Source organism: Stenotrophomonas sp. GD04024 (genome assembly GCF_029837545.1).
Lineage (GTDB): Bacteria > Pseudomonadota > Gammaproteobacteria > Xanthomonadales > Xanthomonadaceae > Stenotrophomonas > Stenotrophomonas forensis.
This window is the reverse complement of the sequence record NZ_JAOEDV010000005.1, coordinates 76,894-103,858: the sequence shown is the minus strand read 5'-3', so window position 1 is coordinate 103,858 and position 26,965 is coordinate 76,894. Positions and strand designations below refer to the sequence as shown.

25 protein-coding genes and 2 riboswitches are annotated in these 26,965 nt (G+C 67.5%); of the genes, 16 read left to right on the top strand and 9 right to left on the bottom strand.

Annotated features, from left to right (window positions below; all coding sequences use genetic code 11):
* Positions 1–78: 78 nt before the first annotated feature.
* The 4 genes from N7590_RS03110 to N7590_RS03095 all read right to left on the bottom strand — a co-directional run bounded on the left by N7590_RS03110 (position 79) and on the right by N7590_RS03095 (position 5,205).
* On the bottom strand, positions 79–630 hold the full coding sequence (locus tag N7590_RS03110) for a TlpA disulfide reductase family protein (RefSeq protein WP_164241480.1): 552 nt from the start codon (positions 628–630) through the stop codon (positions 79–81).
* Positions 627–3,011, bottom strand: coding sequence for a protein-disulfide reductase DsbD (locus N7590_RS03105; protein ID WP_164241481.1), 2,385 nt, complete (start codon positions 3,009–3,011; stop codon positions 627–629). Before N7590_RS03105 ends, N7590_RS03110 begins: the two co-directional genes overlap by 4 nt.
* Entirely contained in the window at positions 3,008–3,346 is a 339-nt protein-coding gene (cutA, locus tag N7590_RS03100; RefSeq protein ID WP_049456835.1) for a divalent-cation tolerance protein CutA, read from the bottom strand. The genes N7590_RS03105 and cutA overlap by 4 nt, the downstream gene beginning before the upstream one ends.
* Before the next feature lie 68 nt (positions 3,347–3,414).
* The gene (locus tag N7590_RS03095) at positions 3,415–5,205 is read right to left on the bottom strand and encodes an endonuclease (RefSeq protein WP_053509953.1); all 1,791 of its coding nucleotides are present in this window, start codon (positions 5,203–5,205) and stop codon (positions 3,415–3,417) included.
* Between the two features lie 356 nt (positions 5,206–5,561).
* Here N7590_RS03095 and N7590_RS03090 point away from each other — a divergent pair, with 356 nt between their 5' ends.
* Both N7590_RS03090 and groL read left to right on the top strand, forming a co-directional pair.
* Positions 5,562–5,849 carry a co-chaperone GroES gene (locus N7590_RS03090; RefSeq protein WP_006396661.1) on the top strand — a complete coding sequence of 96 codons (288 nt, stop codon included), beginning with the start codon at positions 5,562–5,564 and terminating at the stop codon, positions 5,847–5,849.
* 81 nt (positions 5,850–5,930) lie between these two features.
* Complete coding sequence (gene groL / locus N7590_RS03085) at positions 5,931–7,580, top strand: chaperonin GroEL (RefSeq protein ID WP_006473018.1); 1,650 nt, start codon at positions 5,931–5,933, stop codon at positions 7,578–7,580.
* Between the two features lie 75 nt (positions 7,581–7,655).
* Here groL and N7590_RS03080 read toward each other — a convergent pair whose 3' ends face one another.
* Together N7590_RS03080 and N7590_RS03075 are read right to left on the bottom strand one after the other, a co-directional pair.
* Entirely contained in the window at positions 7,656–8,819 is a 1,164-nt protein-coding gene (locus N7590_RS03080; protein ID WP_164241482.1) for a serine hydrolase domain-containing protein, read from the bottom strand.
* A 67-nt stretch (positions 8,820–8,886) separates the two neighbouring features.
* Complete coding sequence (locus tag N7590_RS03075) at positions 8,887–9,816, bottom strand: pepsin/retropepsin-like aspartic protease family protein (protein ID WP_239544284.1); 930 nt, start codon at positions 9,814–9,816, stop codon at positions 8,887–8,889.
* Positions 9,817–9,923: 107 nt separating this feature from the next.
* Between N7590_RS03075 and N7590_RS03070 the strand changes: the two genes are divergently transcribed.
* The 7 genes from N7590_RS03070 to N7590_RS03040 all read left to right on the top strand — a co-directional run bounded on the left by N7590_RS03070 (position 9,924) and on the right by N7590_RS03040 (position 16,279).
* Positions 9,924–10,631, top strand: coding sequence for a response regulator transcription factor (locus N7590_RS03070; protein ID WP_053509959.1), 708 nt, complete (start codon positions 9,924–9,926; stop codon positions 10,629–10,631).
* A gap of 92 nt (positions 10,632–10,723) precedes the next feature.
* The gene (locus N7590_RS03065) at positions 10,724–11,962 is read left to right on the top strand and encodes an ATP-binding protein (RefSeq protein ID WP_164241511.1); all 1,239 of its coding nucleotides are present in this window, start codon (positions 10,724–10,726) and stop codon (positions 11,960–11,962) included.
* A 70-nt stretch (positions 11,963–12,032) separates the two neighbouring features.
* The gene (locus N7590_RS03060; protein WP_164241483.1) at positions 12,033–12,533 is read left to right on the top strand and encodes a MarR family transcriptional regulator; all 501 of its coding nucleotides are present in this window, start codon (positions 12,033–12,035) and stop codon (positions 12,531–12,533) included.
* Positions 12,530–13,270 (top strand): DNA alkylation repair protein, encoded by a 741-nt coding sequence (locus N7590_RS03055; RefSeq protein ID WP_164241484.1) that lies wholly within the window; start codon positions 12,530–12,532, stop codon positions 13,268–13,270. Before N7590_RS03060 ends, N7590_RS03055 begins: the two co-directional genes overlap by 4 nt.
* Positions 13,271–13,390: 120 nt before the next feature.
* Complete coding sequence (locus N7590_RS03050; protein WP_053450920.1) at positions 13,391–13,648, top strand: hypothetical protein; 258 nt, start codon at positions 13,391–13,393, stop codon at positions 13,646–13,648.
* A gap of 295 nt (positions 13,649–13,943) precedes the next feature.
* Positions 13,944–15,017 (top strand): 3-deoxy-7-phosphoheptulonate synthase, encoded by a 1,074-nt coding sequence (locus tag N7590_RS03045; protein ID WP_164241485.1) that lies wholly within the window; start codon positions 13,944–13,946, stop codon positions 15,015–15,017.
* Between the two features lie 440 nt (positions 15,018–15,457).
* A complete protein-coding gene (locus N7590_RS03040) occupies positions 15,458–16,279 on the top strand; it encodes a hypothetical protein (protein ID WP_164241486.1) in 822 nt (273 codons plus the stop codon).
* Positions 16,280–16,310: 31 nt separating this feature from the next.
* Here N7590_RS03040 and N7590_RS03035 read toward each other — a convergent pair whose 3' ends face one another.
* On the bottom strand, positions 16,311–16,928 hold the full coding sequence (locus N7590_RS03035) for a trimeric intracellular cation channel family protein (RefSeq protein WP_006472906.1): 618 nt from the start codon (positions 16,926–16,928) through the stop codon (positions 16,311–16,313).
* Positions 16,929–17,012: 84 nt separating this feature from the next.
* Positions 17,013–17,116: riboswitch (glycine riboswitch) on the bottom strand.
* A gap of 13 nt (positions 17,117–17,129) precedes the next feature.
* Positions 17,130–17,219: riboswitch (glycine riboswitch) on the bottom strand.
* 40 nt (positions 17,220–17,259) lie between these two features.
* Between N7590_RS03035 and N7590_RS03030 the strand changes: the two genes are divergently transcribed.
* Both N7590_RS03030 and N7590_RS03025 read left to right on the top strand, forming a co-directional pair.
* Complete coding sequence (locus N7590_RS03030) at positions 17,260–17,535, top strand: GIY-YIG nuclease family protein (protein WP_049456845.1); 276 nt, start codon at positions 17,260–17,262, stop codon at positions 17,533–17,535.
* 120 nt (positions 17,536–17,655) lie between these two features.
* On the top strand, positions 17,656–18,087 hold the full coding sequence (locus N7590_RS03025; RefSeq protein WP_164241487.1) for a nuclear transport factor 2 family protein: 432 nt from the start codon (positions 17,656–17,658) through the stop codon (positions 18,085–18,087).
* A gap of 82 nt (positions 18,088–18,169) precedes the next feature.
* Here N7590_RS03025 and N7590_RS03020 read toward each other — a convergent pair whose 3' ends face one another.
* Positions 18,170–19,450 carry an NAD(P)/FAD-dependent oxidoreductase gene (locus N7590_RS03020; protein WP_164241488.1) on the bottom strand — a complete coding sequence of 427 codons (1,281 nt, stop codon included), beginning with the start codon at positions 19,448–19,450 and terminating at the stop codon, positions 18,170–18,172.
* A gap of 123 nt (positions 19,451–19,573) precedes the next feature.
* Between N7590_RS03020 and N7590_RS03015 the strand changes: the two genes are divergently transcribed.
* Both N7590_RS03015 and N7590_RS03010 read left to right on the top strand, forming a co-directional pair.
* Positions 19,574–20,353: an NYN domain-containing protein gene (locus tag N7590_RS03015; RefSeq protein WP_053450916.1), complete on the top strand. Its 780-nt coding sequence runs from the start codon at positions 19,574–19,576 to the stop codon at positions 20,351–20,353.
* A gap of 112 nt (positions 20,354–20,465) precedes the next feature.
* Positions 20,466–21,086, top strand: a complete 621-nt coding sequence (locus N7590_RS03010) for a glutathione S-transferase (protein ID WP_053450915.1) — start codon at positions 20,466–20,468, stop codon at positions 21,084–21,086.
* Positions 21,087–21,181: 95 nt separating this feature from the next.
* On the opposite strand, the gene N7590_RS03005 is transcribed toward N7590_RS03010, so the two are convergent.
* On the bottom strand, positions 21,182–23,359 hold the full coding sequence (locus tag N7590_RS03005) for a primosomal protein N' (RefSeq protein WP_279935143.1): 2,178 nt from the start codon (positions 23,357–23,359) through the stop codon (positions 21,182–21,184).
* A 412-nt stretch (positions 23,360–23,771) separates the two neighbouring features.
* Between N7590_RS03005 and N7590_RS03000 the strand changes: the two genes are divergently transcribed.
* The 3 genes from N7590_RS03000 to N7590_RS02990 all read left to right on the top strand — a co-directional run bounded on the left by N7590_RS03000 (position 23,772) and on the right by N7590_RS02990 (position 26,908).
* Positions 23,772–24,776 (top strand): hypothetical protein, encoded by a 1,005-nt coding sequence (locus N7590_RS03000; RefSeq protein WP_164241489.1) that lies wholly within the window; start codon positions 23,772–23,774, stop codon positions 24,774–24,776.
* Positions 24,769–25,344 (top strand): DUF3106 domain-containing protein, encoded by a 576-nt coding sequence (locus N7590_RS02995; protein ID WP_164241490.1) that lies wholly within the window; start codon positions 24,769–24,771, stop codon positions 25,342–25,344. The genes N7590_RS03000 and N7590_RS02995 overlap by 8 nt, the downstream gene beginning before the upstream one ends.
* A gap of 199 nt (positions 25,345–25,543) precedes the next feature.
* Complete coding sequence (locus N7590_RS02990) at positions 25,544–26,908, top strand: MATE family efflux transporter (RefSeq protein ID WP_049456854.1); 1,365 nt, start codon at positions 25,544–25,546, stop codon at positions 26,906–26,908.
* The last annotated feature ends 57 nt before the right edge of the window (positions 26,909–26,965 follow it).

Here is a 26,965-nt window from a genome sequence, read left to right as displayed (position 1 = left end):
AAAGCCCGCTTTTGCTGTTGAGGTTGCCGGCCAGCGGCCGGCACTACCGCGGGTGCAGGGTGCAACCCTGCCGAACCCTCACTTCACCCAGCCGTCGATCTCGCCGTGGGCGAACGGCCCCAGCTTCGCCTTGACCATCCGCCCCTGCGCATCGAACAGCACGCTGTAGGGCAGCAGGCCCTGCGCATTGCCCAGCTGTACGCTGGCATCGCGCGGGCCCGGGGTCTCGACCACGATCGGGTAGTCCACCGGAACCCGCTGCAGGAAACCACGCACGTCGTCCGGGGTGTCCAGCGCCAGGCCCAGCACCTGCACGCCGTCGCTGCTCTGGAGGTGGGCGAAACGAGCCAGTTCGGGCATTTCTTCCACGCAGGGCGCGCACCAGCTGGCCCACACGTTGATCAGCAGCGGGCGGCCGGCGAAGTGCCGGCGCAGATCCAGTGCGCGTCCTTCAAGGTCGGGCAGCGACAGCGCGGGCATCGGATCGCCCGCCTGCAGCGAAAGCTTGGCGGGAGCGGCCGGTGATGTAGCCGATGCCACCGGCGCCGGCGTCAGTCGATGCCCGGCCCACAGGCCCAGGCCGGCGGCCAGCACCGCTGTCCACAGCAGCGCTGGCCGTTGCCACTTCATCGTGCGGTGCGCAGCAGCGCTTCCTCGACCACCGCCTGGGTCAGCAGGGTCGGCAGCACGGTCGGTGGTGCGCCGGGGCCGTACACCACATACAGCGGCACGCCCACCGCCTTGTGCTCTTCCAGGAACGAAGTGATCTGCGGGTCCACGTTGGTGTAGTCGCCGCGCATGTACACCGCGTTGGTGCGCTTGAGCAGGTCCTTGAACTCCGGTCGCGACAGCACCGCGCGCTCATTGGCCTTGCAGCTCACGCACCAGTCGGCGGTCATGTTGACGAACACCACGCGGTTGTCGGCGCGCAGGCGGTCCAGCAGCTGCGGCGAATACTCGACCACGTTCTCGCTGGCCGCCTGTGCGGCACGCGTCGGCGCTGCCAGCTGGGTCACGCCCCAGGCAGGCACCAGTGCGCCGATGGCCAGCAGCACGCCCAGCAGCGTCACCGCGCGCGAGCCGGTCCAGCGGTTGCGCTCGAACAGCCACAGGCCGAAGGCGAGCAGCAGCAGGCCACCCAGCACCAGCGCCATGCCGTCCACGCCACGCTGCTTGCCCAGCACCCACAGCAACCACAGCGCGGTGGCATACATCGGGAAGGCCAGCACGTGCTTGAGCGTTTCCATCCACGGGCCCGGCTTGGGCAGGCGGCGCGCCAGTGCCGGCACGAAGCCGATCAGCAGGAACGGCAGGGCCAGGCCCAGGCCGAGGAACAGGAACACGGTCATCGCCTTCAAGGGCGGGGCAATGAAGGCGTAGGCAATGGCACCGCCCATGAACGGGCCGACGCAGGCGCTGCCGACCACGCAGGCCAGCGCACCGGTGAAGAAATCACCGGCCGGACCGCTGCGGCTGGCCAGCGACTGGCCGAGGTTGCCGATGCCGCCACCCAGGGTGAATACACCGGACAGGCTCAGGCCCACCGCGAACATGATGTAGGCCAGCGCCGCCACCACGCCCGGATGCTGCAGCTGGAAGCCGATGCCGACCGCGTTGCCGATCGCGCGCAGGCCCACCATCAGCGCGCCGATCACCGCGAACGCGACCAGCACGCCCAGCGTGTACCAGAGCGCATGGCTGCGCGCGCGCTGCGGGCTTTCGCCACTCTGCGCCAGGCTCAGCACCTTCAGCGACAGGATCGGTAGCACGCACGGCATCAGGTTCAGCACCAGGCCACCGGCCAGCGCCAGCAACAGTACCCAGACGAATGAACGGTCCGGGTTCGGGGTGGTCGCCGGCGGGCGCGTGCGCAGCGCGTTGTCACCCTGCGCGTCGGTGGCGAATTCATTGCCTGCGCCCTCAGCGCCTGCGGCGGCCGGGCGGGCAGCTCCGTCGTTGGGCACGGTCGGCAGCAGGCGCAGCGGTGCGCCGTTGGCCGCTTCGCGCGGGGCGCCGTTGCCAGCGGCCAGCGGGCTGATCACCTCGTTGCGCGGCGGTGCCTGGCCGGCGCTGGCGTTGGCCTTGCCGGCCGGAATCGACAGCTTCACCCGGCGCGTCATCGGCGGGTAGCAGATGCCATCGGTCTGGCAGCCCTGGAAGGTCACCACCAGGGTGCTGTCGACCGCCTCGCTGACAGTGCGGCGCAGCGGCAGCGGCACTTCCACCTGGTTGAAGTACACCGAGACATCGCCGAAATGTTCATCGCGATGCGACTGCGCGGCCGGCCAACGCGGCTTGTCGGCCAGCACGCCGGCGCTGCCTTCCAGCTTCAGCGAAGTGCGGTCGCGATACAGGTAGTAGCCCGGGGCCGGGCTGAAGCGCAGCAGCAGGGTGTTGCCGTCGCTGGCGATGGCATCGAAGCCGAAGGCCTGTTCCGACGGCAGCGGCAGCGCCTGGCTGTTGCTGGCCGCGCCCGGCAGGCGCAGGCCGCCCGTGCTGCCGGCACCGGCCAGCGGATTATTGAACGGGTTGCCGGCACTGGTACGCGCCGCGGGTGCCGCAGCCGGCGCACCGCCGCCCGGCAGGGTGACCTGCACCACGCGCTTCTGCGGCGGGTAGCAGACACCGGCATCGGCGCAACCCTGGTAGCGCACTTCCACGCTGATGGTGCCGGCCGCATCGGTGGGTGTGCCGGGCAGGGTGGCCTGCAGGCGCTCGCGATAGGTTTCAACCTCGCCGAAGAAATCGTCGTGGTGCCTGTCGCCCTTGGGCATCTGCAGCGTGCCGGCGTTGAATGCGGGGTCCGCCTTGACGCTGGTGCGGTGGCGATACAGGTAATAGCCCGGTGCGATCTTGAACTGCAGCTGCACCTGGCCACGTTCGGGGGCGATGGCGGTCAGCGCGAACGCCTGGTCCACCGGCAGCAGGTCCTTCTCATCCAGCGCGAAGGCCGGCAACGAGAGCCACAACAGGGCGCACAAGGCGGCGCCACGCGCAAACAGAGTCTTCAATCAGTGTCCTCCCGGGTCTGTGCCCGGATCCAGTCCAGATACGCCGGCAGGCCGGCCCGGGTTTCGACCGCGATGCACTCCGGGAGTTCATACGGATGCAGTTCGACGATCCGGGCAATCGCGTCATCGACGCGGCTCGCGGTGGTTTTCACCAGCAGCTGCAGCTCGCTGTCGGTGGTCACCTCGCCCTGCCAGCGGTAGGTCGACTGCGCGCCATCGAGGCGGGTCACGCACGCAGCCAGGCGCTCGCCGACCAGCGCGTGCGCGATGCGCTCGGCACTGGCCCGGTCCGGGCAGGTGGTCAACAGCAACAGGACGGGATCGACGGTCGACATGGCCGTCGAGTATAGGGCCGCAGCCGGGCCAGGGCCCGGCGGCGGCAGTGCACCGCTGCGTTGCGCGGTCAGTTGGCCAGCTGGCAGGTGGCCGGCTTGGCCGAGGTGAACAGGGCCGGGGTGGCCCACTCGGGGTGGTCGATGAACGGGTTGCGGTTGCCCTGGAACGAGTAGATCACGTCATTGCGCGAGCGCTCGGCATCATCCGGCGGGTCGGACAGGTGCCAATCGATCAGCGTCGACAGCAGGCCCATGTAGGCCGGCGAGCTGCTGGTCTTGACGATCTTGCTGCGGTCGTCGGTCAGTTCCAGGTCCGGCTCGGACTGGCCGGTGGCCGCATCCTTGCCGCCCTCGTAGCGGATCGCCATGTACATCACCGCACGCGCCATGTCGCCCTTGCGCTTGCCCCACACCTCGAAGGTGCCGGCGTTGCCGTCCGGCGTGCGCACCCAGTTGGAATTGCCCGGGTAGCCGCCGCTGCCGCCGCCCTGGCCGTTGTTGGCTTCGGTGGCGCGCTCGCCGCAGTTGGCGTCGCACTTGGCAAACGGCTTGTTGCCTCGGTCGGCGTTCCACTGCGCATCGGTCAGGTACAGCATGTGGGTGTCGGTGTAGGGCGCATACGGCAGGCCCTTGTCACCGGTCGTGCTGGCAAAGCCCAGCGAGTTCGGCCAGGTGTGCTCGCGGTTGTACTTCAGGCCACTGCCGCTGCCGGCGCGATCGGTCACCTTTGCGTAGCTGCGGTTGCGGTACGCATCCAGGATCCTGCCGCTGTTGTTCGGATCCTCGTCGGCGATCTCCAGGATGGTCCAGGTGCTGGTACCCGAGCCGCTGTACGGGTATGCGGTATGGCCCTTGATGGTGGCATGCAGCGAGCAGCGCAGCTGGCTGGGGCTGGAGGTGTTCACCTTCGAGTAGTAGCCGGCCGGCACGCCCGGGTTGCCCGGGTCGGGATTGCCGCCGGTGCTGGCCACGGTGAAGGCGATGCGGCTGTCGGCGGCCGGGTGCGCGCCCTGCAGGTCGGTGATGCGCGCGGCGCGGATGTCGAAGCGGCAGGCCTCGCCGGCTACCAGCGCGGTGTTGGTGGACAGCTTCACGCTGCGTCCGCTGGCCGGGAAGGTCAGCGGCACGCTGCCGGAGGTGCCACAGCTCAGCGCGAAGGCGCCGCTGGCCAGGTTCACCGTCTCGCTGAACACCACTTCCAGATCGGCGGCGGCCGGGAAGGTGGTGCTGCCCTGCGCCGGCGTGGTGGTGGACACCGACGGCGGCGTGTTCGGGCCCGGCGTGCCACCGCCGCTGAAGGTCTGGCCGTTGTTGCAGCTGCCGAATGTCTGTCTGGCCGACTCGGCCCAGGTGAAGTGCGCGTACTGGCTGCCGCTGCCGGTCAGCTGCAGCGAGGTGCCCGGCGCCGTGCTGTTGGTCTCGGCCACCGGGATGTTCTGGCTGGTCATCCCGGCAGCGGGGCCACCGGAAGCGGTGATGGCGCCCTCGTAGCTGAGGAACTGGACCACCTTGCCGCTGGCATCGACCAGGGCGATGCCGTCGTTCGGGCCGTTCTGGAGGCCGTTGGTCGGGTAGTTGACCACCGCGATGGTGGCGCTGCCGCAGCCGGCGGCGGTGCCGGCCGGCACCGGGTTGTTGGCGTAGACCACCGCGGCCGAGGCGTTGGCGCCGTTGTACAGGTACAGGCGGTAGCCGGACAGGTCCTCGCCGGCGGTGGCTACGACCTCGATCGCTTCGCCGACGTCACCGGCCGGGGTGCTGTCGTCGTAGTGCAGTTCGTTGATGAAGACCTCGGCCTGGGCCGGCGCGGCGGCCAGCGCCAGCAGGCAGGCGGCGGCAAGCGGGGACAGCAATCGCATCGACTACTCCTTGTGATTGGGAATGCGCGGCCGAGCCTAAGGCCGATCCAGTGACACTTTGTCGTAAATGAACGTCAGATATCTGACAGTGCGACGCGGATCACCAAATGTCGAGGATTCCCCTGTGGGGATGCCGCAGCGCACGCGACGCGCAGTCTTCACGCGGACGTGGGTGTCCGGCTCCGGCACGATGAAATTTTTTTCCGGCGGCGGCCTTGAAAGGCCCTGGGGCAGCTCCATCTCTGTCCTGCTCCCGATTCGTCGGGCTTTTTCGCGAGCAATGCTGGCAGTCACCTGGGGTGAGTGCTAACATCGCCAGACTTTTTCAGACCAATCAATAACTTAAGAGGTCTCTCATGAGCATCAAGCCGCTGCACGACCGCGTTGTGGTCAAGCCGATCGAAGCCGACGAAATCTCCGCCGGTGGCATCGTCATTCCGGATTCGGCCAAGGAAAAGTCCACCAAGGGTGAAGTCGTGGCCGTCGGCCCGGGCAAGCCGCTGGACAACGGCAGCGTGCGCGCGCCGTCGCTGAAGGTTGGCGACAAGGTCATCTACGGCCAGTACGCCGGCAGCTCGTACAAGAGCGAAGGCGTCGAGTACAAGGTCCTGCGCGAAGACGACGTGCTCGCCGTCATCGGCTGAGCCTCGGCGCGACCTGCTTTCCTGTAAGACATCCCCTTTCGTCGCCGGGCCCGGCCCGGCGCAAACATCGAGGTAATCGCAATGGCTGCCAAGGATATTCGTTTCGGTGAAGACGCCCGTTCGCGCATGGTGCGCGGCGTCAACGTTCTCGCCAATGCCGTCAAGGCCACCCTGGGCCCGAAGGGCCGCAACGTCGTGCTGGAAAAGAGCTTCGGCGCTCCGACCATCACCAAGGACGGCGTCTCCGTCGCCAAGGAAATCGAACTGGCTGACAAGTTCGAGAACATGGGCGCGCAGATGGTGAAGGAAGTTGCTTCGCGCACCAACGACGACGCCGGCGACGGCACCACCACCGCCACCGTGCTGGCCCAGGCCCTGATCCGCGAAGGTGCCAAGGCTGTTGCCGCCGGCATGAACCCGATGGACCTCAAGCGTGGTATCGACAAGGCCGTCGTGGCCGCCGTTGCCGAGCTGAAGAACATCTCCAAGCCGACCGCCGACGACAAGGCGATCGCCCAGGTCGGTACCATCTCGGCCAACTCGGACGAGTCGATCGGCCAGATCATCGCTGACGCGATGAAGGAAGTCGGCAAGGAAGGCGTGATCACCGTTGAAGAAGGCTCGGGCCTGGACAACGAGCTGGACGTGGTCAAGGGCATGCAGTTCGACCGCGGCTACCTGTCCCCGTACTTCATCAACAACCAGCAGTCGCAGACCGCTGACCTGGATGACCCGTTCATCCTGCTGCACGACAAGAAGATCTCCAACGTCCGTGACCTGCTGCCGGTGCTGGAAGGCGTCGCCAAGGCCGGCAAGCCGCTGCTGATCGTTGCCGAAGAAGTCGAAGGCGAAGCGCTGGCGACCCTGGTGGTCAACACCATCCGTGGCATTGTCAAGGTCGTGGCCGTCAAGGCACCGGGCTTCGGCGACCGTCGCAAGGCGATGCTGGAAGACATGGCCGTGCTGACCGGCGGTACCGTGATCTCCGAAGAAGTGGGCCTGTCGCTGGAAAAGGCCACCATCAAGGACCTCGGCCGCGCCAAGAAGGTGCAGGTCTCCAAGGAAAACACCACCATCATCGATGGCGTGGGTGACAAGGCTGCCGTCGACGCACGCGTCGGCCAGATCAAGACCCAGATCCAGGACACCTCCTCCGATTACGATCGCGAGAAGCTGCAGGAACGCGTGGCCAAGCTGGCCGGCGGCGTTGCCGTGATCAAGGTCGGTGCCTCGACCGAAATCGAAATGAAGGAAAAGAAGGATCGCGTCGACGACGCCCTGCACGCTACCCGTGCAGCCGTTGAAGAAGGCGTGGTCCCGGGCGGCGGCGTTGCCCTGGTCCGTGCGGTCACCTCGCTGGCTGGCCTGAAGGGCGCCAACGAAGACCAGAACCACGGCATCCAGATCGCCCTGCGTGCGATGGAAGCCCCGCTGCGCGAAATCGTCGCCAACGCCGGTGAAGAACCGTCGGTCATCATCAACAAGGTCAAGGAAGGCACCGGCAGCTTCGGCTACAACGCCGCCACCGGCGAGTTCGGCGACATGCTGCAGTTCGGCATCCTGGACCCGACCAAGGTGACCCGTTCGGCGCTGCAGAACGCTGCCTCGATCGCTGGCCTGATGATCACCACCGAAGCCATGGTTGCCGAAGCTCCGAAGAAGGACGAGCCGGCCATGGGTGGCGCCGGTGGCATGGGCGGCATGGGTGGCATGGGCGGCATGGACTTCTAAGTCCACGCATTCCCGAAGCACTGAAGAACCCCGCCGCAAGGCGGGGTTTTTTTGTGGGCGTGGCGGGCGATGCGGTCAACGCACGAACGGCTTCTTCGCCCCGTATTCCCATTCCCAGGGCACGCCGGTTTCCCCCAGCACGAAGCGCACCAACGCCGGGAACGCCGCCTCGGCACGTACATCGTTGCCCAGGATCACCACGCAGCGCTGGCCCTGTTCGATGCACACCAGCGTATTGCCCACCGCATCATCATGGCCGCCCTTGTAGAAGCCGGCACCCTGCGGGCCCTGGAAGGTCACTACGCCCAGCCCTGCCGCCAGGTCCCGGTGCCGTTGTGCAGGCGGCAGCTCCGGCTGCAGGGTGGGGAACTGGCTGGCAGTGGCGATCGGCAGCTGCGGCCGTACCAGCTCCCTGTGCATCGATGCAGACAGCCCGTCGCCACGCACATAGCCGGCGGCGAAGCGGGCCATGTCGCCGATGGTGGTATCCATCGAGCCGGCCGCGCGCACGCGGCTGCGCTCATCGTGCGGCTCGGCGGCGCCCTGCGCGGTCCAGCCATCGGCCAGATTGCCGGCGAAATCCTCGCGCCACATCATGCTGGTGCGGGTCATGCCGAAGCGGTCGAACACCCGCTGCTGCATCAACGCGCCCACATCCTCGCCCAGCCGCCCGCGTTCGATCACGAACTGCAGCAGGATCAACCCTTCGCCGGAATAGCCATAGCGGCTGCCCGGATCGAAGTGGAACTTCAGCCGGCCGTCCGGTTCGAGGAACCCGAAGTTGGCAAAGCCACTGGCGTGGTTGAGCAGCAGGCGCGGGGTGAGCTGGCGCCAACGCGGATCATCGGCCAGCACGCTGTAGTCGGCGTACTTCTTTGGCTCGGGCGGGTAGTCCGGCAGGGGCTTGTCCAGTGAGTTGGCAATGCTGGCATCCAGCCCGATCCGCGCATCCTGTGCCAGCTGTGCGACCAGATGACCGAACGCCATCTTGGTCAGCGAGGCGGCGTACATCACGGTGTCGGTGCGCAGCGGCTCGCCTGCGGCATTGCGTTCGCCATAGGCGGCCACGTGCACCACCTTGCCGCCATCGATCACCGCCAGCGCCATGCCACGCGCCTGTGCAGCCCGCATCAGCCGCTGCGCTTCGGCATCGATGCGGGCCGGCGAAGGTACCGGGGGTGGTGCGGCCAGCACGGCCAGCGGGAACAGCGTCAGCAACAACAGGGCAGCACGGCGCATGCGTGGACCTCCTGGCAGGACGTGGCGCGATGCTACGCCAGCCCGCCGCCGGCGTCATGGCCTGGCCTCAGCTGGCGGTCGGGCGGTGCAGGCAGATCCGCGCCGCTTCGGTGCTGATGTCGACCTGGCCACCGCGCATGGCATCGGCGCCCAGGATCAGCGTGGGGCGCTTGTCCAATCCGATGGCCTTGAACACCGGCAGCTCGCTGATCCTGACCTCCATGGCCGGGTGCTGCCAACCGGCGCTGCGCAGGCCGGGCAGGGTATACAGCCAGGTCGGGTGCGGCTTTCCGCCCAGGCCTTCGGTGCCCTTGCTGCGTACGCGCACGCGCGGATCGCTGCCATCGGTGCGCAATCCCAGGGCGCGCGCGGCGGCATCGTTGAGTACGGTCTGCGCAGCGCCGGTATCGACCACGGCAACGGCAGCGATGTTCGTTCCGCCGAAGGTGAGGGTGATGAATCCGAAATCGCGCAGGCCCTCGGCGCGGTCCGGCAGTGCATTGGCCTGGCAGCTGTCATCGTCGAAGTGGAGGGTGCCGGCTCTCGACAGCGACAGCTCACCTCGAACGAAGTCCCAACGGGTGTCCCAGCGTGCGGTCAGGTCATTGCCGACCAAGCCGTCGATGGCGGGGTCGTCGCCCGTGGTCAGCGACGCCAGATCGGCCTGCAATGCGCTGGCCTGCAGCTGCCAGCTGCCGAGCTGCCAGGTGGTGGTGCGCGTGCGCCGCAGCTGCGCGCCCGAGGTACTGGCACCCTGGGCGATCGAAACCTCGGCCTTGCCATCGACCAGGCCGTAACGGCGTACCACACGCCCATCGACCAGCGTGGCGCCGGCCGCACTGTCGACCACGAAGCGCAGCGGTTCGGCCCGGCTGTCCAGCGAAAGCGCCACCGTCGGGTGCCCGCCCTGCATCCACATCGGCAGCACATGTTCGGGGGTGTCGGCGGCCAGCGTGGGGAAGGCGGCGGCAAGCAGGGGCAACAGGGTGAGGCGCACGGGAAGTCTCCGGAGTTGAACGGGGAGGCCCATTGGCGCGCATCGGCGTATCGGCTGAACATCGGCGTTGATACCGTGCTGATACACACCTGCACGATACTGGCCGCATGAACACTCCCGCCCGGGTCATCGTTGTCGATGACGATGCCAGCATCCGTGATGCCATTGCCGACTGCCTGATGCTGCACGGCTACCAGGTGCGTGTGGCCGCCGACGCCGCGGCGTTGGATGTGCTGCTGCAGAGCGAGCGGCCGGACGCGATCATCCTGGACTGGATGATGCCGGGCGAGGATGGCCTGTCGGTGTGCCGCCGGCTGCAGGCACGCGCCATCCCGATCCTGATGCTGTCGGCGATGGGCACCGCACCGGATCGCGTGATCGGTCTGGAAATGGGGGCCGATGACTATCTGGCCAAACCCTTCGATCCGCGCGAACTGCTGGCGCGGGTGCGGGCACTGCTGCGCCGGCAGGACAAGCTGCGCACCCAGGTGGCCAGCGAGCTGCGTTTCTGCGGCTGGCGATTGTTTCCCGAACAACGCCGCCTGCTTGCACCCGATGGCAACGAGCTGGCGCTCAGCCGCGGCGAATTTGCCCTGTTGCTGGCGCTCGCCGAGCGCGCAGGGCGGGTGCTGGGACGCGAGCAGCTGCTGTCGTTGACCCGGGGCGAGGACAGCGAGAGCGTCGACCGTGCTGTCGACCTGGCGATCAGCCGCCTGCGCCGCAGGCTGGGCCAGGCGGCACCCGGCGCCGAGGCACTGGTGCAGACGCTGCGCGGCGAAGGCTATCGCTTCGACGCCGAAGTGGAGGTGCTGTGACGGCGCGCTGGTCCACCGCGCGCTGGGTCGCGACGCTGGCCCTGGCCAGCCTGCTGCTGGCCACCCTGGTCAGCGTGGCGGTGGTGGGCTGGATGCCGCGACCGCCGCCGCCGCCGATGCGGCTGGACCAGGCCATGCAGGTACTGCAGGGTGAACGCTCCGCCGCGGTGTTGGGCCTGCACCTGGAAACCCGCGCGACTCCACCCAAGGGCCTCAGCAACGACTGGCTCACCCACCTGGTGGCCGCGCAGCTGGGCCAGCCGCTGGAGCACGTAAAGCTGGTCTGGAGCAGCCGCGGCAAGGCCCCGGAGGTGCAGGTCATCGAAGGCGGCGCCGTGCTCGACGCCAAAGCGCGTGCGGACGCATTGCGGGCGCAGGTCGCGGTGCTGACCGCAATGCAGTGGACGCCGTTCGAACTGGCCGTGCGCCGGGCTGATGGTCGATGGCAGGTGGTGGGCAGCGACCACAGCGATCTGGCAGCGTGGCGCCGGCAGGTCGTGCTGGCGCTGGTGGCGGGGACCGTGCTGCTGGCACCGCTGGCTGCATGGGCCGCGATCCGCCTTGGCCGGCCCCTGCGGCGGCTGGCCGAGGCCAGCGCCAACGTGGACCTGCAGGCCAGCACACCGCTTCCGGACGACGGCCCGCGCGAGGTGCAGGTACTGGCCCGCGCGATCAGCGCCGGGCGCGAGCGGTTGCACGAACAGGCGCAGGAGATGACCCGCATGCTCGCCGCCGTCGCGCACGATCTGCGCACACCGTTGACCGGCCTGCGCCTGCGTGCGGAGTTCGCGCCGCCGCAACAGGCGGCGCGGATGGTGGCCGACATCGAGCGCATGGACACGATGATCGAGCAGGTCCTCGACTATGCGCGTGGCGAGCTGCAGCCATTGCAGATGCGCCCACTCGACCTGGCCGCGCTGCTGGAGGAATGCGTGCAGAGCGCGCTGCTGCGCGGCGTCGATATCTCCTTCGACGGACCGGACGCGCTGCCGTGGCAGGGGGACGCGCTGTTGCTGCGGCGGGCGATCGACAATCTCATCGACAACGCCGATCGCTACGCGGGCGCGGTACAGCTGCAGGCCGCGCTGTCCGGCAACGTGGTGCAGCTGGACGTGATGGATCGCGGCCCCGGCATCGACCAGGCTGACCGCGCACGCCTCCTGCAGCCCTTCCAGCGCAGCGAGAGCTCTCGCAGCCGCACTACCGGTGGGACCGGGCTGGGCCTGGCGGTCGCTGCCAACGTCGCGCGACGGCATGGTGGCGAGCTGCTGCTGCTGCCCCGCGAAGGCGGCGGACTGATCGCGCGGCTGCTGCTGGCAAAGCACTCCTGACATCAACACTTGATCGACCCTGACGTTATTTCCATATTATGATTAGCTGCCTAATCACAATATGCGGCCGATGATCGAAGCCAAGCACCATGCCCTGCTGGAGGAAGCGCAGCGACGTGGCCACAGCAATGTCGCCCTGCTGCGGCTGTGCTTCCAGTTGCTGTCGCTGTCCTCGGCGATCGATCACGACTGCGCCAGCCGGCTGGCGCCACATGGGCTCAGCGAAGGCCGCTTCATCGTGCTGTTCCTGCTGCACGGTGCCGGTGGCACGCTGCCGCCGCATGCGTTGGCCGAGCGCGCGGGCGTCACCCGCGCCACCATCAGCGGCCTGCTCGATGGCCTGCAGCGCGAAGGCCTGCTGCAGCGTCGCGGTGATGCGGAAGATGGCCGTCGCCTGCAGATCGTCTTGACCGCACCGGGAAAGCGCTTGGCCGAGACGTTGTTCGACCAGCACACGCAGTGGATCGGTGGCCTGTTCAATGGTCTGGACACCGATGAACAGCAGCAGCTGTCGCGGTTGTTGCACAAGGTCTGGCAGTGCACCGATGCTGGACGGGAGCCTGCAACATGAGCCCGGCGATTCCGGCGCAACGCCTGCATGCACTGAACACCGGCCGTGTCCCCGCCACCCATCTGGCCGAATGCCTGGCAGTGGATTTCGTTGCGCTGCTGCAGGTGGTGGCGCCTGTGCTTGCACCGGAGTTGCTGCAACGAATGCGGGACGCCTCAGGCAAGGGCATCACGCTGCGCATGGCCCTGGCCGCGCAACTGCTGCGTGAAGCGGGGCAGGGCGCGCCTGCGCTCTGGCAGCATCACAACTCCGATACCGTGCGCGGCTGGGCCTGCTACCTGATCGGCAGTGATGCCCGCGCAACCCTGGCAGAGAAGCTGCAGCAGATGCGCACGCTGGCCGATGACCCGCACTTCGGCGTGCGCGAATGGGCGTGGCTGGCGCTGCGCGCGGACATCGTTGCTGCGCCGTTGCAGGCGCTTGAGCACCTGCGCCCTTGGACGCAGGAGGCATCGCCCTACCTGCGCCGGTTCGCCTGCGAAGCACTGCGTCCACGCGGCGTGTGGGCCACGCACATCGCGCCGTTCAAGCAGCATCCAGAACACGCATTGCCGCTGCTTGAAGCGCTGGCCGATGACCCCGAACGCTATGTGCAGGACTCGCTCGGCAACTGGCTCAACGATGCCGGCAAGACGCAGCCGCAGTGGCTGCGTGACCTGTGCGCGCGCTGGCAGCACGAGCACCCCGGTGCCGCCAACGCCTACATCCGCAAGCGCGCACTGCGTTCGTTGCGGTAATGCCGGCCGCCGGCCGCCGGCCGGCAACCCCGGACCATTCAAGCGTGCATGGCACATGCGCCTGTCACCCAGACACGGTAAACAGTGCATTGCCCATGTCCGTCCGCAGGGAAGTTGATCATGCAGAGCACGCTCCAGGTCACGCTGTTCGGCCCTCTGGGTGAAACCCCGGCGTTGCAGTTGCCGGAACAGGAGGGGCCGTCGGTGGCCATTCCCGAAGCGGTCCTGCGGCGGCTGGTCTCCGATCTCTACACCGCGCGCTCGTTGCTCAACCCCGAGCAGCTGGACGAGGCCCGGCAGGAGCTGGGCCGCGTGCTGGAGCGCTGGGCCGACATCCATGAAGGCCTGCTGCTGGATGTGGAAGTGCATGGCAGATGAGCGACTTCGCGTGGTTGCCGCCGCATGGGCCGCGCCGGCGCGCACCTCGCTGAACCGCGTCCCCAGTTGCGGATGAAACATTTTGCACTGCGCAGAAGCTGTGCTATCAATACATCCCATGAACGCAGCCGCCACCCGCTTTTACTGGTATTACTTTCCGAAGCCTCTGGCGGAGGAAGGACTGCGCTCACCCTGAAGAAAGCTTCAGACGCATTCCCGAAAGCCGCCAGCGAACCTGGCGGCTTTTTTCATGCCGCCACGCTGGGGACCCCCAACGTTCCGGAGAACCCCCGCAATGCCCCCGCACACCGACGACCTGCGTATCCGCACCATCGAACCGCTGACACCGCCTGCCCAGCTGCTGGCGATGCTGCCGTGTGACGATGAAGCCTCCGACACCGTCAGCGCCTCGCGCGCGGCCCTGCACCAGATCCTGCACGGCCGTGATGACCGCCTGGCGGTGGTGGTGGGCCCGTGCTCGATCCACGATCCGCATGCGGCCATCGAGTACGCCCAGCGCCTGAAGCCACTGCGCGATGCGCTGGCCGGCGAACTGGAAATCGTCATGCGCGTGTACTTCGAGAAGCCGCGCACCACGGTGGGCTGGAAGGGCCTGATCAACGACCCCGACCTGGACGGCAGCTTCAGGATCGACAAGGGCCTGCGCATCGCCCGTGGCCTGCTGCGCGACATCAACAAGCTTGGCCTGCCGGCCGGTGTCGAATTCCTCGATGTGATCTCGCCGCAGTACATCGCCGACCTGGTGGCCTGGGGCGCGATTGGTGCGCGCACCACCGAAAGCCAGGTGCACCGCGAACTGGCCTCGGGGCTGTCGTGCCCGGTCGGCTTCAAGAACGGCACCGATGGCAACGTCAAGATCGCTGCTGACGCGGTGGGGGCTGCCTCCAATCCGCATCATTTCCTGTCGGTCACCAAGCAGGGCGGCACCGCCATCGTCTCGACCACCGGCAATCCGGACTGCCATGTGATCCTGCGCGGCGGCAAGCAGCCGAACTACGACGCAGGCAGCGTTGCCGAGGCCTGCCAAGCGCTGGCCAAGGCCAAGCTGCCGACCCGCCTGATGATCGATGCCAGCCACGCCAACAGCCTGAAGAACCCGGACAACCAGCCGAAGGTGATCGAGGACATCGCCGTTCAGTTGGAAGACGGCGAACAGCGCATCGTCGGTGTGATGATCGAGAGCCATCTGGTCGGTGGCCGCCAGGAACTGGTGGAGGGCCAGCCGCTGGTCTACGGGCAGAGCATCACCGATGGCTGCATCGACTGGGACACCACTGTGACGGTGCTGGGGCGACTGGCTGCGGCCGTGCGCGCCCGTCGTGAAGTGAAGGTGTCCGAAGCCGCCTGATGGAAGCCGCCTGAGTGCGGCACGTGTGTGGATGGCGGCCAGCGCCTGCGGGGGTGCGGCCGCGATCAGGGCCGGTCGGAGTTGGAGACCGGCCCATCTGCACCGGCGATGCGCCTGGCGCTGCGCATGAGCGACAGCGCCAGGTACATCGCCGGGGTGGTGTGGGTCCATTCGCGATGCGCTTGATGCCGTAGATCCACGCTCTGCGTGGATATCGCCCTTTGCAGCGTCGAGCCATGCTCGACCATCGCGCGAAGCGCGGGCGCTCTGGCAATTCCGCGTCACGCTTAGATGCAGATAGCCAGACGATGGGATTTCGGACGAGTTGCATGGAGTTCTCGCGTGGCTTCGGCCAAAGATGGGGGCCTCCCTCGCTGAGTGGACCGCCGCCAATGCATGTATTCCCTGATGACAGCTCTCTGTATTCAGCGTGTCAGTCGATGTCGAGTGACGTTGCCAAGGCACTTCTACGCTTGAAGGGCGGTCGGATTGCCGATGATGCGATTTCTGTGATCGAAGACTGGTTTGAACCATCGTCGTCTTCGAAGACAGTGGGCCTGCTGGAAGAGCTTGACGAACGAATCGAGATCTATCGCAACAGAGGAGAGGAAGCACTTCTGTGTAGTACGCTGAAAGCTCGGGCTCTGATTGCCGCTTCTGCGAACGAAGCACCCGATCAGGATGAGTACGTACCATCGTTCAAGGTCGTGCCTGGAGCAAACCTCGTTGGCGACTGGAAGTCGGATTGCGAGACCGACTGCGTGATCGTCGACGGTGATCTGAGCGTAGAGGGCACGCTGGCACTGAATGACCTAAGCGAGACACTGTGCATGATTGTTCTGGGCAGTGTCAGTGTCCGGAATCTTGACTGCGGTGGCTGGGTCTTCGTGCGGGATGAACTGGAATGCGAGCATCTACACGCATGCTCACTCAATGATGGGATTCTGGCTGTGGGCGGCAATCTGACCGCGCAGACGTTTCTCGAGACAGGCACGTATACGCAGGTCTGGGGAGATCTTCGGGCCTCGTTCCTTTCCACCGTACAGAACGACATCGTTGTTGAAGGGCGGGTGTATTGCCCGGGCTTCAATAGGAGATCCGATCCTGACTATCTATCTGGATGGGTTCATCCTGGGCTGCTTGAAGAGATCGAAGTCGATTGCAGCAACGGTGGGATCCCATGGAATGTCTATCCGTCTGAGGCCTACCGGCGGCGCATCCTGGCAGGGGAGAGCCCGATGAGTGGCAACCTGCAGGGTTGAACCACGAGGGCCCACGCCTGGCACACAGCATTCAATGCACCTCGTCGTGGTACACGAACTTCGGCATTTCCCAGCGGTAGTGGATCGCCAGCAGGCGCAGCGCGAAGCCGCCGCCGAGGCAGCACAGGATCGCGGTCGCGTCGGCCACGCCCCAGTGCAGCAGCAACAGGTACACCGCACCGGTCAGCAGCGAAATGATCGCGTACAGCTCCTTCTGGAAGATCAGCGGCACCTCGTTGCAGAGGATGTCGCGCAGCACACCGCCGAAGGCACCGGTCAGCATGCCCGCGATCAGCACGATGGGCGTGGCATGGCCGGCCTCGCGCGCGATCGAACAGCCGATCAGGGTGAAGGCGATCAGGCCCAGCCCGTCGAGCACCAGGAAGGTGCGGCGGAAGTGATGCATCCAGCGCGCCACCCAGGTGGCGATCAGCGCCGCGCACACGGTGAAAGCAAGGTACTCGGGATGCTTCACCCAGCCCAGCGGATAGTGGCCGAGCAGGATGTCGCGCAGTGAACCACCGCCGAGGGCGGTGACGCAGGCGATCATGACCACGCCGAACAGGTCCATGCGGCGGCGGCCGGCGGACAGCGCGCCGGTCATGGCTTCGGCGGAAATGGCGATCAGGTAGATGATGGACAGCAGCATGGGGCGGGCTCCGGGCGCGGTGGGGCCGGCCATGCACGACCACCGCCACTGCCTGCGCAATGACGGGATGACGATGACCGGTGCCGCTCCCGCTGTCCTTTTGCCTGAGAGTTCAGCGGCGTTGGCCGCGTGCCCCTTCGGCGGATCGTCCCGGGCGTGCCCGGTGACCTCTCTCCAGCTCGGCGAGTCGAATGCATGGTTGGTGGGATTCCAGCCCACCGGCCTGAGCGATCATGGGAGCCTGCGCCTTCGGCGGGCGCCAGCGCGGCGCCTCTCTCCTGCATTCGGGCGCCAGTATATCCGCTGCAGTGCAGCACGGCATAATCCGGCCATGGCCCCGTCCCTCCGCCCGTGGTTCCTCTACCTGCTCGAATGCCGCGATGGCAGCTATTACGCCGGCATCAGCACCGACGTGGAGGCACGTTTCGCCGCCCACCAGGCCGGCAAGGGCGCCCGCTACACCCGGGCCCGCCCGCCGCTGCGCGTGCTGGCCGTGCGCGAGTACCCGGACCGGGCCGCCGCTTCGCGCGCCGAATGGCAGCTCAAGCAGCAGCCGCGCGAACGCAAGCTGGCCTGGCTGCAGGCACCCGCCGGAACGCTGCTGTAGATCCACGCCCACGCTCGGCTCCGGCCTGCCGGCTCGCCGGCCCCGGTAGATCCACGCCATGCGTGGATGGGCTGCCCGGCCCATGCGATGATCGCCCCGCGCCCAGAGCTGGAGACCCGGATGTCCGCGATTGCCCTGCTGTTCGCTCTTTCCGCATCAACGAGTCCCGCCGCCGACCCGGCCACGATCGCGGCCATCGAAGCCACCTGCCACGACTACGTCGACGGCCAGTTGGAAGCCGATCCACAGCGCGTCGCCCGTTCCCTGCATCCGGACCTGGCCAAGCGCGCGGTGCTCGGCGATACCCCCGACGAACGCCTGGGCCTGCGCCGCATGTCGAAGGAAGAGCTGGTCTCGCTGACGAAGCAGGGCGCGCTGAAGACCCCGAAGGACCAATGGGACCGCCGCTGCACGGTGCTGGACGTGACCGGCAACGTGGCCTCGGTGCGACTGGAAACCCCGTGGTTCGTCGATTACTTCCACATGGGGCGCTTCGACCAGCGCTGGGTCATCGTCAACGCGTTGTGGTACCCGAAGCCGAAGGCGCAGTAGAGCCGAGCCTACGCTCGGCTTCTGCAATCCGCGCGAAGCGCAGCCGAGCATGGCTCGGCTCTACAGGAACATGCACGCGGCCCTACCGCCTTGGCCGTCGGTCTTCCTGGTCATCACCGAAGATGATGCGTGCGCTGCGCTGGTAGCTCCAGTACGCCACCGCCCAGTTCAGCAGCACCACGACGCGGTTGCGGAAGCCGATCAGGAAGAACACGTGCGCAGCCAGCCAGAACCACCAGGCCAGGATGCCCGACAGCTGCAGGCGGCCCAGATGCACGATCGCTGCCATGCGGCCGATGGTGGCGAGGTTGCCGTAGTCGGCGTACTTGAACGGGCCGGGCGCGGGCTTGCCGTGCAAGCGCGCGCGGATCACCTCGGCCACGTACTTGCCCATCTGCTTGGCCGCAGGGGCCACGCCGGGCACCGGCTTGCCATTGGCCTGGTTCAGTGCGGCCAGGTCACCGGCCACGAACAGTTCCGGATGATCGGGCAGGGTCAGGTCCGGCTGCACCTGCACGCGCCCGGCGCGGTCCAGCGGCACGTCCAGCGTGCGCGCCAGCGGCGAGGCGGCCACGCCCGCAGCCCATACCACGGTGCGGGCTGGCACGAACTGCTCGCCCAGCTTGAAGCCCTGGCTGTCGATGTCGCTCACCGGGGTGCCGGTCAGTACTTCCACGCCCAGCTTTTCCAGCTGCCGGCGCGCCTTCAGCGAAAGTACTTCGGGGAACGAGGACAGCACGCGTGGGCCGGCCTCGACCAACCGCACCTTGGCGCTGGCTGGGTCGATATGGCGGAATTCGTTGCGCAGCGTATGCCGAGCAATCTCGGCCAGCGTGCCGGCCAGTTCGACGCCTGTGGGGCCACCGCCGACGATGGCGAAACTCAGCCAGGCGGCCTTTTTTGCCGAGTCCGGTTCGGCCTCGGCACGCTCGAACGCCAACAGCAGTTTGCGGCGCAGGGCGATGGCATCGTCCAGGGTTTTCAGGCCGGGCGCATCATCGGCCCATTGGTCGTTGCCGAAGTAGGCGTGGGTGGCGCCGGTGGCCAGCAGCAGGCTGTCGTAGTCCAGCATGCTGCCATCGGCCATGCGGATCTGCCGGGCCTGCTTGTCGATGGCCACCACTTCGCCGAGGCGGACTTCCACATTGCGCTGGTGGCCGAGGATATGGCGCAGCGGTGCCGCGATGTCCGGCGCGGACAGGCCGGCGGTGGCCACCTGGTACAGCAGCGGCTGGAACAGGTGATGGTTGCGGCGGTCGACCAGGGTGATGCGTATGCGCTCGCGGGCCAGGGCGCGGGTCGCCCAGAGACCGGCAAAACCACCGCCGACAACGACCAGGTGGGGAACGCGCTCGCGACTCATCGACTCACTCCAGTGGGGGCATTGGGGGAAGCGCCTGGCATCTTCGCACGGCGGCCGCCTGTCACGTCAGCGCCCGCGTGGATCGGCGATACTCGGGTTCAGGCAACCGCCCGTGAGGAGCCCATGAGCGAACCGGAAAAGCGCATCGCCCTGTTGATCGACGCCGACAACGCGCCGGCCTCGAAGATCGACGAGGTGCTGGCCGAAGTGGCCCGCTACGGCGTGGCCAACGTGCGCCGCGCCTACGGCAACTGGAAGAGCCCGCGGTTGAAGGGCTGGGAAGCGGTGCTGCACGAATATGCGATCCGCCCGATCCAGCAGTTCGCCTACAGCAAGGGCAAGAACGCGTCGGACATGGCGATGGTGATCGATGCCATGGACCTGCTGTACGCGCGCAACCTCGATGGATTCGCCATCGTCTCCAGCGATGCCGATTTCACCCCGATGGTGATGCGGCTGCTGACCGATGGCGTGAAGGTGTATGGCTTCGGCGAGAAGAAGACGCCCGAACCGTTCGTCAACGCGTGCTCGAAATTCACTTATCTGGAGGCGCTGGGCCAGACCCATGCCAGCGTTCCGGATGCCGAGCAGGCCTCCAGCGAACAGGCCTCGAACGAACCGGCGACCAACGACGATGCACGGCCGCGCAAGAGCGGTGCGGAAATGCGCAGTGATACCCGGCTGGTGAAGATGCTGCGCCGTGCGGTGTCGGCGGCCGAGGGCGAGGATGGCTGGTCGCATCTTGGCCCGGTCGGCAGCCAGATCGGCAACCAGGCCTCGTTCGATCCGCGCAACTATGGCTACGGAAAGCTGAGCGATCTGTTGGCGGCGATCGGCCTGTTCGAACTGAAGAAGGACGGCAAATCCTCCTACGTACGCGCACTGCCCAAAAAGAACCGGTAGTGCCGGCCGCTGGCCGGCAGCGCCCAGAAGCCAGATCCCGCATCCGGCATGCACACACCCACACCAATCAGGCGTATCGTTGCCGCTCGCATTGCCAGCAGGGAATACCCGCATGTTGAAGATCTGGGGCCGTCGCAATTCAAGCAACGTCCGCAAGGTGCTGTGGTGTGCCGAAGAAATCGGCCTGCCGTATGAATCCATCGAAGTCGGCGGCAGCCACGGTGGCACGCAGACGCCGGAGTACCTGGCGATGAACCCCAACAGCCTGGTGCCGGTGATCGAAGACCATGGCCTGCCGCTGTGGGAATCCAACGCGATCGTGCGCTACCTGAGCGCGCGCTACGCGCTGGGCACGCTGTACGCCGAAGACCCGATGCAGCGCGCCCAGGCCGAGAAGTGGATGGACTGGAGCACCTCGCGGATGGCGCCGATCTACAGTGACCTGATCTGGGGCATCATGCGCACCGCGCCGGCCGACCGTGACGAAGCGCGGATCAACGCGGCCATCGTGCGTGCCGGTGACTACCTGGCGATGGCCGACGCGACCCTGGCCCGGCAGCCGTGGCTGTCCGGCGATACGTTCGCGATGGGCGACATCCCGCTGGGCTCGTTGATCTATGCCTGGTTCGAACTGCCGATCCAGCGCCCGGAACTGCCGCACCTGGCCGACTGGTATGCGCGCCTGCGCGAACGCCCGGCCTACCAGCGCGGCGTGATGTCGCCGCTGACGTAAGCGGTGGCGTTCGGCGTAGCGTCGAGCTTGCTCGACTGCTTCTGGCGCACGGCAGCCGAGCAAGCTCGACGCTACGCAGTACCGGTTGCCAGACCTCAATACAGATCGGTCGGATCCACATCCAGCGACCAGCGCACCTTGCGCGCTTCCGGTAGCGCATACAGCTGCGGCACCAGCTGCGCCAGCACGCTGTGCAGTGGCGGCCGCTGCAGTGCCGACAGCAGCAGCTGCGTGCGCTGGTAACCGGCACGGCGCGGCATCGGTGCCGGCATCGGCCCGTAGGCCTCCACCACGTTCTGCTCGCCCAGCAGCTGCCGCGCCGCCAGCAGGAAGGCGTTGGCGTGCTCGACCTGCTGCGCTTCCGCGCGCATCAACGCCAGGTGCGCGAAGGGCGGGAACCCGGCGGCCTGGCGCTGGTTCAATTCGGCCTGCGCGAACGGGTGGTAGCCACCGTTCACCAGGGTCTCCAGCAACGGATGCCCGGGATGATGGGTCTGCAGCCAGACCTCGCCCGGGTCGCGTGCGCGGCCGGCGCGGCCGGCCACCTGGATCAACTGCTGCGCCAGTTTCTCGCTGGCACGGAAGTCGGCCGAGAACAGGCCCTCATCGATGCCCACCACCACCACCAGGGTCAGCTTGGGCAGGTCGTGGCCCTTGGCCAGGATCTGCGTGCCGACCAGGATGCCGGGCCGGTCGCCCAGCTTCGCCAGCTGCTGTTCCAACGCATCGCGGCGCGAGGTGGTGCCACGGTCGATGCGCATCACCGGGAAATCGGCGAAGGCCGCAGTGAGATGTTCTTCCAGGCGTTCGGTGCCGATACCCTGCGGTTGCAGCGCCAGGCTGCCGCAGGCCGGGCATGCCAACGGTGCCGGCTGCCTTGCACCGCAGTGATGGCACTGCAGGCGCCGGCCACCGCCATGCACGGTCATCGGTGCATCGCAGCGGTTGCACGGCGCGGTCCAGCCACAGTCGTGGCACAGCAGCACCGGCGCATAGCCGCGGCGGTTCTTGAACACCAGCACCTGCTGGCCACGCTGCAGGTGCTCGCCGATGCCGGCCAGCACATCGGCGGAGAGACCGTCATGTAGTGGCCGCTTGCGTACATCGAGGATGCGCACGCGCGGTGGCCGCGCATCGCCGGCGCGCTGCTTCAGGCGCAGGTGGGTGTAGCGCCCGGCATAGGCGTTGTGCAGCGTTTCCAGCGAGGGCGTGGCGCTGCCCAGCAAGACCGGAATGCCCAGTGCCTTGGCCCGCACCAGGGCGAAATCGCGCGCATGGTAGCGGATGCCGTCCTGCTGCTTGTAGCTGCCGTCGTGTTCCTCGTCGACGATCAGCAGGCCGGCCTGCGGCAGTGGCGTGAACACCGCCGAACGCGTGCCGACGATGACCCGTGCCTCGCCGCGCGAAGCGGCGGCCCAGACGCGCGCACGTTCGTTGTCGTTCAAACCCGAATGCAGTGCGTGCACGGCAATGCCGAGGCGGCCGCGGAACCGCGCCAGGGTCTGCGGGGTCAAGCCGATTTCCGGTACCAGCACCAGCGCCTGCCGGCCCTGTGCCAGGCAATGGATGATCGCCTGCAGGTAGACCTCGGTCTTGCCACTGCCGGTCACGCCATCCAGCAGGAACGGCTGGAAGCCGTCGGCGGCGTTGATCGCGGCCACGGCCTCGGCCTGGTCCGGATTGAGCGTGGGGCCGGGCAGCGGCTGCGCGTGCTGCGGGGCCACGCTCAGCGCAACGCGCTCGGCCAGCTCGCGCTTGGCCAGGCTGCGTGCGGCGGTGCGCCAGTCGTCCATGCGCTCGCCCAGTACGTCTTCATCCACCACGGCCTCGGCCAGCAGTTCGGCCAACTGGCGGGGGCGGCTGCCGGCGCGCAGTTTTTCACGCTGGGCGCGGCCTTCGTGGGTCAGTTGCCAACCCCAGTGATGGGTCTCGGGCAGGGCCTCGCCATGGCGCAGCGGGCCGGGCAGGGCGGTGCTGAGGACCTCGCCCAGCGGTGCGTGGGTGTAACGCGCCAACCACTGCAGGCTCTGCCACAGCTCGCCCAGTAGCAGCGGTTGCGGGTCACACCAGGCCAGCGCCTGGCGCAGTCCCTGGCCGTCGTCGGCCTGGCCGTGGCCGACCACCACGCCGACCAGCTCGCGGTTGCCGAAGGGCACCTTCACGCGGCAGCCGAGCATCACCGCAGGGGCATCGCCCTCCGGCGACAGGTAGTCGAACAGGCGCGGCAGCGGGACGGGCAGGGCGACCTGCAGGGTCGGAATCGGTGAAAGCATCGGGCCAGTGTAACGGGCCATGCGCGCACGGATGGCGGGACCTGGGGCACTCGAGCGCCGCCGGTTGAATCATAAATGTCACCTAAATATCGGTGTCCATTGGAGATTCAGTCTTATCCACATGTTCTGTGGATAACGTTGTGCGTTACCGGTCGACGGGCGCGCAGGAGGCCGATGGCGACGGCCTCACGCTTGGGTTGGTCAAAAAATCGCCACATGAGAAAAGCGATATAAATCAACAAGTTGAGTGTGAAACATTGCTGAAACAGAGTGGATTCAGCTGGATGCCCCAGTTTTGCCCGAGGGGGGCGTGGTGCTGTGCACAACCTGCAGCACGAAGTGCCAGCGGGCGCAAGTCCTACGGGCGTCGATGGCCTGCCGCTATCATGCCGGCAGACCTTTGGAGTGACCGATGACGGCTGTGCCCGCCCCTGTTTCCTCGACCGCGGCCGGTGCGCTGTCGGCGTTCCTGCGTGGTGTTGAACGCCGTGCCCTGGTGGTGGCTGAACTGCAGTGCGGCGATGCTGCCCGCGCCGAGCAGACCCTGGTGGCGGTGATGCGCGCGTTTGCCGCGGTGGCCAGCGACCTGCCGATGGCACAGTGGCCGACCCGCTTCTGGACCCTGCTGGGCCAGCGCCAGGCACTGCGCGAGCCGGTGGGCGGCCAGTGGGCGCCGCCGTTGGCCGCATTGGGCGGGATGGACCCGCTGCCGCGCCTGGCCTTGTTGCTGCGGGTGGGCGGCAGCCTGGACGAAGGCATCGCCATGCGCGTGCTCGACCAGGACGAAGCGGGCTACCAGCACCTGCTGGCCAATGCCTGCCCGCGCGATGCGCACGGCCAGCCCGACGCGTCGGCCTGGCGCCAACTGGCCGAACAGGTGCAGCTGCGCATCCGCGACCTGCCGGCCAAGCGCCTGCAGCAGCTGCAGCAGCCGGCCGCACCGGCCGCCGCCAGCGATGCCCCGACCTCCAGCTGGCGCGCACCGCAGCGCGATGAGCGTGCGGCCGCCAATGGCAAGCGCCGCCGCCCGACTGCCAAGCCGCGCTGGCGCGGCCCGCTGATCCTGCTGCTGACCGTAGTGGTGCTGCTGGCGGCGGCGCTGGGCTGGCGCTACCTGCAGGGCCGTTCGTTCGGTGCCGCGGCACCGTTGCCGGAAGGCGTGGTCGGCGAGGCCGGCCCGGTCACGGTGGAGGCGTTGCCGCCGAGCACGGTCAACGCCGCGCCGGATACGACGCCTTCCCAGGCCGCAGACGACGCCACGATGCTGGCCGACCGCGACTACCCGCTGCTGGCCGATGCCGATCTGTATGCGTGGACCGCCGCAGGCGGTCCGTTGCCGGTGGACGAATCGCAATCCAGGCCGAACCGGCCCGAGCCGGCCAGTGCCACGCTGGAAACCACCGCTGCCGATGAATAAGACCCTGTTCGCCAGCGCGCTGCTGGCCCTGCCGCTGTCGCTGTCCGCCGCACCGCAGACCTTGAATGTGCCCCTGCCTGCGCCGGCGCCCGGCGTTGAGGCGACAGCACCGGCCCCGGCCGCCGCGCCGTCGGCCTTCGCGCAGCTGGATGCAGCACAGCAGCGCCAGCGACGTGCCGACTACGCCGCGTGGCGGGCACTTCCGGAAGGCGAGCGTGAGCGCATCCGCCAGGCCGCAGCGCGATTCAACGCGTTGCCGGCCGACCAGCAGCAGCGCCTGCGCCAGCAGTTCCAGGCGCAGGACCAGGCCTTCCGCGAAGGCTGGCGACTGGGCCCGCAGCTGGGCCTGGTATTCCCCAAGCTGCATGGCCTGTTCGGCTATGTGCCGCCGCAACAGCGCGAGGCCGCGCTGGCCGTGCTGCGCCAGCTCAGCCCGGCCCAGCTGGCACAGCTGACCCTGGTCGCACAGCGCACGCCGCCGCAGGAACGCGACGCGGTGCGCAGCGCCTTCCTGGCGGTGCCCGCCGCCGAGCGTGACACCTGGCTCAAGCGCCAGGCCGGACAGTAAAAAAGGGACGGAGGGGATTAAGTCGTATTCGGAACAATTGGGTCTGAAACGACTTAATCCCCTCCGTCCCCTTTTTGTGGCTGGAACCCAGCATTCACACCGTGTCATGGGAATGCGCGCGCTGCGCGCGTAAGATGACCGGCCGCAAACCCGGTGCCTGTGCCCTTCGCGCGCAACCGTAGTTCGCGTCAAGCACCTTATGTCTACTGCAACCTCCACGCCGCGCTTCAGCAAGGAAGTCGGCGCCACCGGTCTGCTCGCCCTGCCGCTTGTGCTGGGCCATGTCTCCACCGGCCTGATCTCCTTCGTCGACAACGTGATTGCCGGCCACCACGCCACCGCGACCCTGGCCGCGGTGACCATCGGCACCGCCCTGCTGTGGCTGCCGATGCTGATCCCGATCGGCACGCTGATCTCTCTCACCGCCTCGGTATCGCAGCTGCACGGCGCTGGCCGCGAGCGCGAGATCGGCCCACTGTTCCGCCAGGCACTGTGGCTGGCACTGGGCCTGGGCCTGATCATGTTCACCTTCCTCACCGTGGTGCCGCCGCTGCTGCCGGCCTTCGGCATCGCACCGGACATCGTGCCGGGCGCGACCGCGTTCCTGCATGCGGTGCGCTGGGGCGGCCCGGCGCTGACCCTGTACTTCTGCATGCGCTACCTGAGCGAGGGCATGCACTGGACACTGCCGACCATGCTGCTTGGCTTCGGCGGCCTGCTGGTGCTGGCGCCGATGGGCTATGTGCTGGCCAACGGCAAGCTCGGTTTCCCGGAAATGGGTGCCGAAGGCCTGGGCATCGCTTCGGCGGTGATGATGTGGCTGCAGGCGATCGCCTTCGCTACCTACCTGTGGTTCACCAAGCGCTTCGCCCACCTGCAGCTGTTCTCGCACTTCGAAGGGCCGCGCTGGAAGGCGATCTGGGAACTGCTGCGCACCGGCCTGCCGATCGGTATCACCGTGCTGATGGAAGGTGGCCTGTTCATCGTCACCGCGCTGCTGATAGGCCGCCTGGGCGCCAACGAGGCGGCCGCGCACCAGATCGCGATCAACGTCGCGCAGCTGTGCTTCATGATTCCGATGGGCGTGGCCGAGGCCACTACCGTGCGCGTCGGCCATGCCGTCGGCCGTGGTGATGGCTTCGGTGTGCGGCGTGCGGCGTGGGCCGGTTACGCGATCATCATGGGCACGCAGACGTTGTCGGCGGCGGTGCTGCTGTTCGGCCACGATGCCATCGTCGGGGTGTACACCAACGATCTGGCGGTGGCCGGCCTGGCTTCGACCCTGCTGCTGTACGCGGCCACCTTCCAGTTCCCGGATGGCATCCAGGTGCTGTCGGCCGGCGCGCTGCGCGGGCTGAAGGACACCCGCGTACCGATGTTCATCGCCATGTTCGCGTACTGGGGCCTGGGCATGCCGCTTGGCGCCGGGCTCGGCCTGGGCCTGGGCATGGGCCCGCAGGGCATGTGGATCGGCCTGATCGTGGGCCTGACCGCGGCCGCCATCCTGATGGGCTGGCGCCTGCGCCGCAGCAGCCTGCGCATCGGCCAGTCCACCCTGTCCTGATCCTTCCTGCCCGCCATGCTGACCCATGGCGGGCGATCCCCTGACTTGTGTCCGATG

Coding starts and splice junctions, on each gene's coding strand:
- N7590_RS03110 (WP_164241480.1), bottom strand. CDS start 630: ATGAAGTGGCAACGGCCAGCGCTGCTGTGGACAGCGGTGCTGGCCGCC.
- cutA (WP_049456835.1), bottom strand. CDS start 3,346: ATGTCGACCGTCGATCCCGTCCTGTTGCTGTTGACCACCTGCCCGGAC.
- N7590_RS03095 (WP_053509953.1), bottom strand. CDS start 5,205: ATGCGATTGCTGTCCCCGCTTGCCGCCGCCTGCCTGCTGGCGCTGGCC.
- N7590_RS03090 (WP_006396661.1), top strand. CDS start 5,562: ATGAGCATCAAGCCGCTGCACGACCGCGTTGTGGTCAAGCCGATCGAA.
- groL (WP_006473018.1), top strand. CDS start 5,931: ATGGCTGCCAAGGATATTCGTTTCGGTGAAGACGCCCGTTCGCGCATG.
- N7590_RS03080 (WP_164241482.1), bottom strand. CDS start 8,819: ATGCGCCGTGCTGCCCTGTTGTTGCTGACGCTGTTCCCGCTGGCCGTG.
- N7590_RS03070 (WP_053509959.1), top strand. CDS start 9,924: ATGAACACTCCCGCCCGGGTCATCGTTGTCGATGACGATGCCAGCATC.
- N7590_RS03065 (WP_164241511.1), top strand. CDS start 10,724: ATGCCGCGACCGCCGCCGCCGCCGATGCGGCTGGACCAGGCCATGCAG.
- N7590_RS03060 (WP_164241483.1), top strand. CDS start 12,033: ATGATCGAAGCCAAGCACCATGCCCTGCTGGAGGAAGCGCAGCGACGT.
- N7590_RS03055 (WP_164241484.1), top strand. CDS start 12,530: ATGAGCCCGGCGATTCCGGCGCAACGCCTGCATGCACTGAACACCGGC.
- N7590_RS03050 (WP_053450920.1), top strand. CDS start 13,391: ATGCAGAGCACGCTCCAGGTCACGCTGTTCGGCCCTCTGGGTGAAACC.
- N7590_RS03045 (WP_164241485.1), top strand. CDS start 13,944: ATGCCCCCGCACACCGACGACCTGCGTATCCGCACCATCGAACCGCTG.
- N7590_RS03040 (WP_164241486.1), top strand. CDS start 15,458: ATGTCGAGTGACGTTGCCAAGGCACTTCTACGCTTGAAGGGCGGTCGG.
- N7590_RS03035 (WP_006472906.1), bottom strand. CDS start 16,928: ATGCTGCTGTCCATCATCTACCTGATCGCCATTTCCGCCGAAGCCATG.
- N7590_RS03030 (WP_049456845.1), top strand. CDS start 17,260: ATGGCCCCGTCCCTCCGCCCGTGGTTCCTCTACCTGCTCGAATGCCGC.
- N7590_RS03025 (WP_164241487.1), top strand. CDS start 17,656: ATGTCCGCGATTGCCCTGCTGTTCGCTCTTTCCGCATCAACGAGTCCC.
- N7590_RS03020 (WP_164241488.1), bottom strand. CDS start 19,450: ATGAGTCGCGAGCGCGTTCCCCACCTGGTCGTTGTCGGCGGTGGTTTT.
- N7590_RS03015 (WP_053450916.1), top strand. CDS start 19,574: ATGAGCGAACCGGAAAAGCGCATCGCCCTGTTGATCGACGCCGACAAC.
- N7590_RS03010 (WP_053450915.1), top strand. CDS start 20,466: ATGTTGAAGATCTGGGGCCGTCGCAATTCAAGCAACGTCCGCAAGGTG.
- N7590_RS03005 (WP_279935143.1), bottom strand. CDS start 23,359: ATGCTTTCACCGATTCCGACCCTGCAGGTCGCCCTGCCCGTCCCGCTG.
- N7590_RS03000 (WP_164241489.1), top strand. CDS start 23,772: ATGACGGCTGTGCCCGCCCCTGTTTCCTCGACCGCGGCCGGTGCGCTG.
- N7590_RS02995 (WP_164241490.1), top strand. CDS start 24,769: ATGAATAAGACCCTGTTCGCCAGCGCGCTGCTGGCCCTGCCGCTGTCG.
- N7590_RS02990 (WP_049456854.1), top strand. CDS start 25,544: ATGTCTACTGCAACCTCCACGCCGCGCTTCAGCAAGGAAGTCGGCGCC.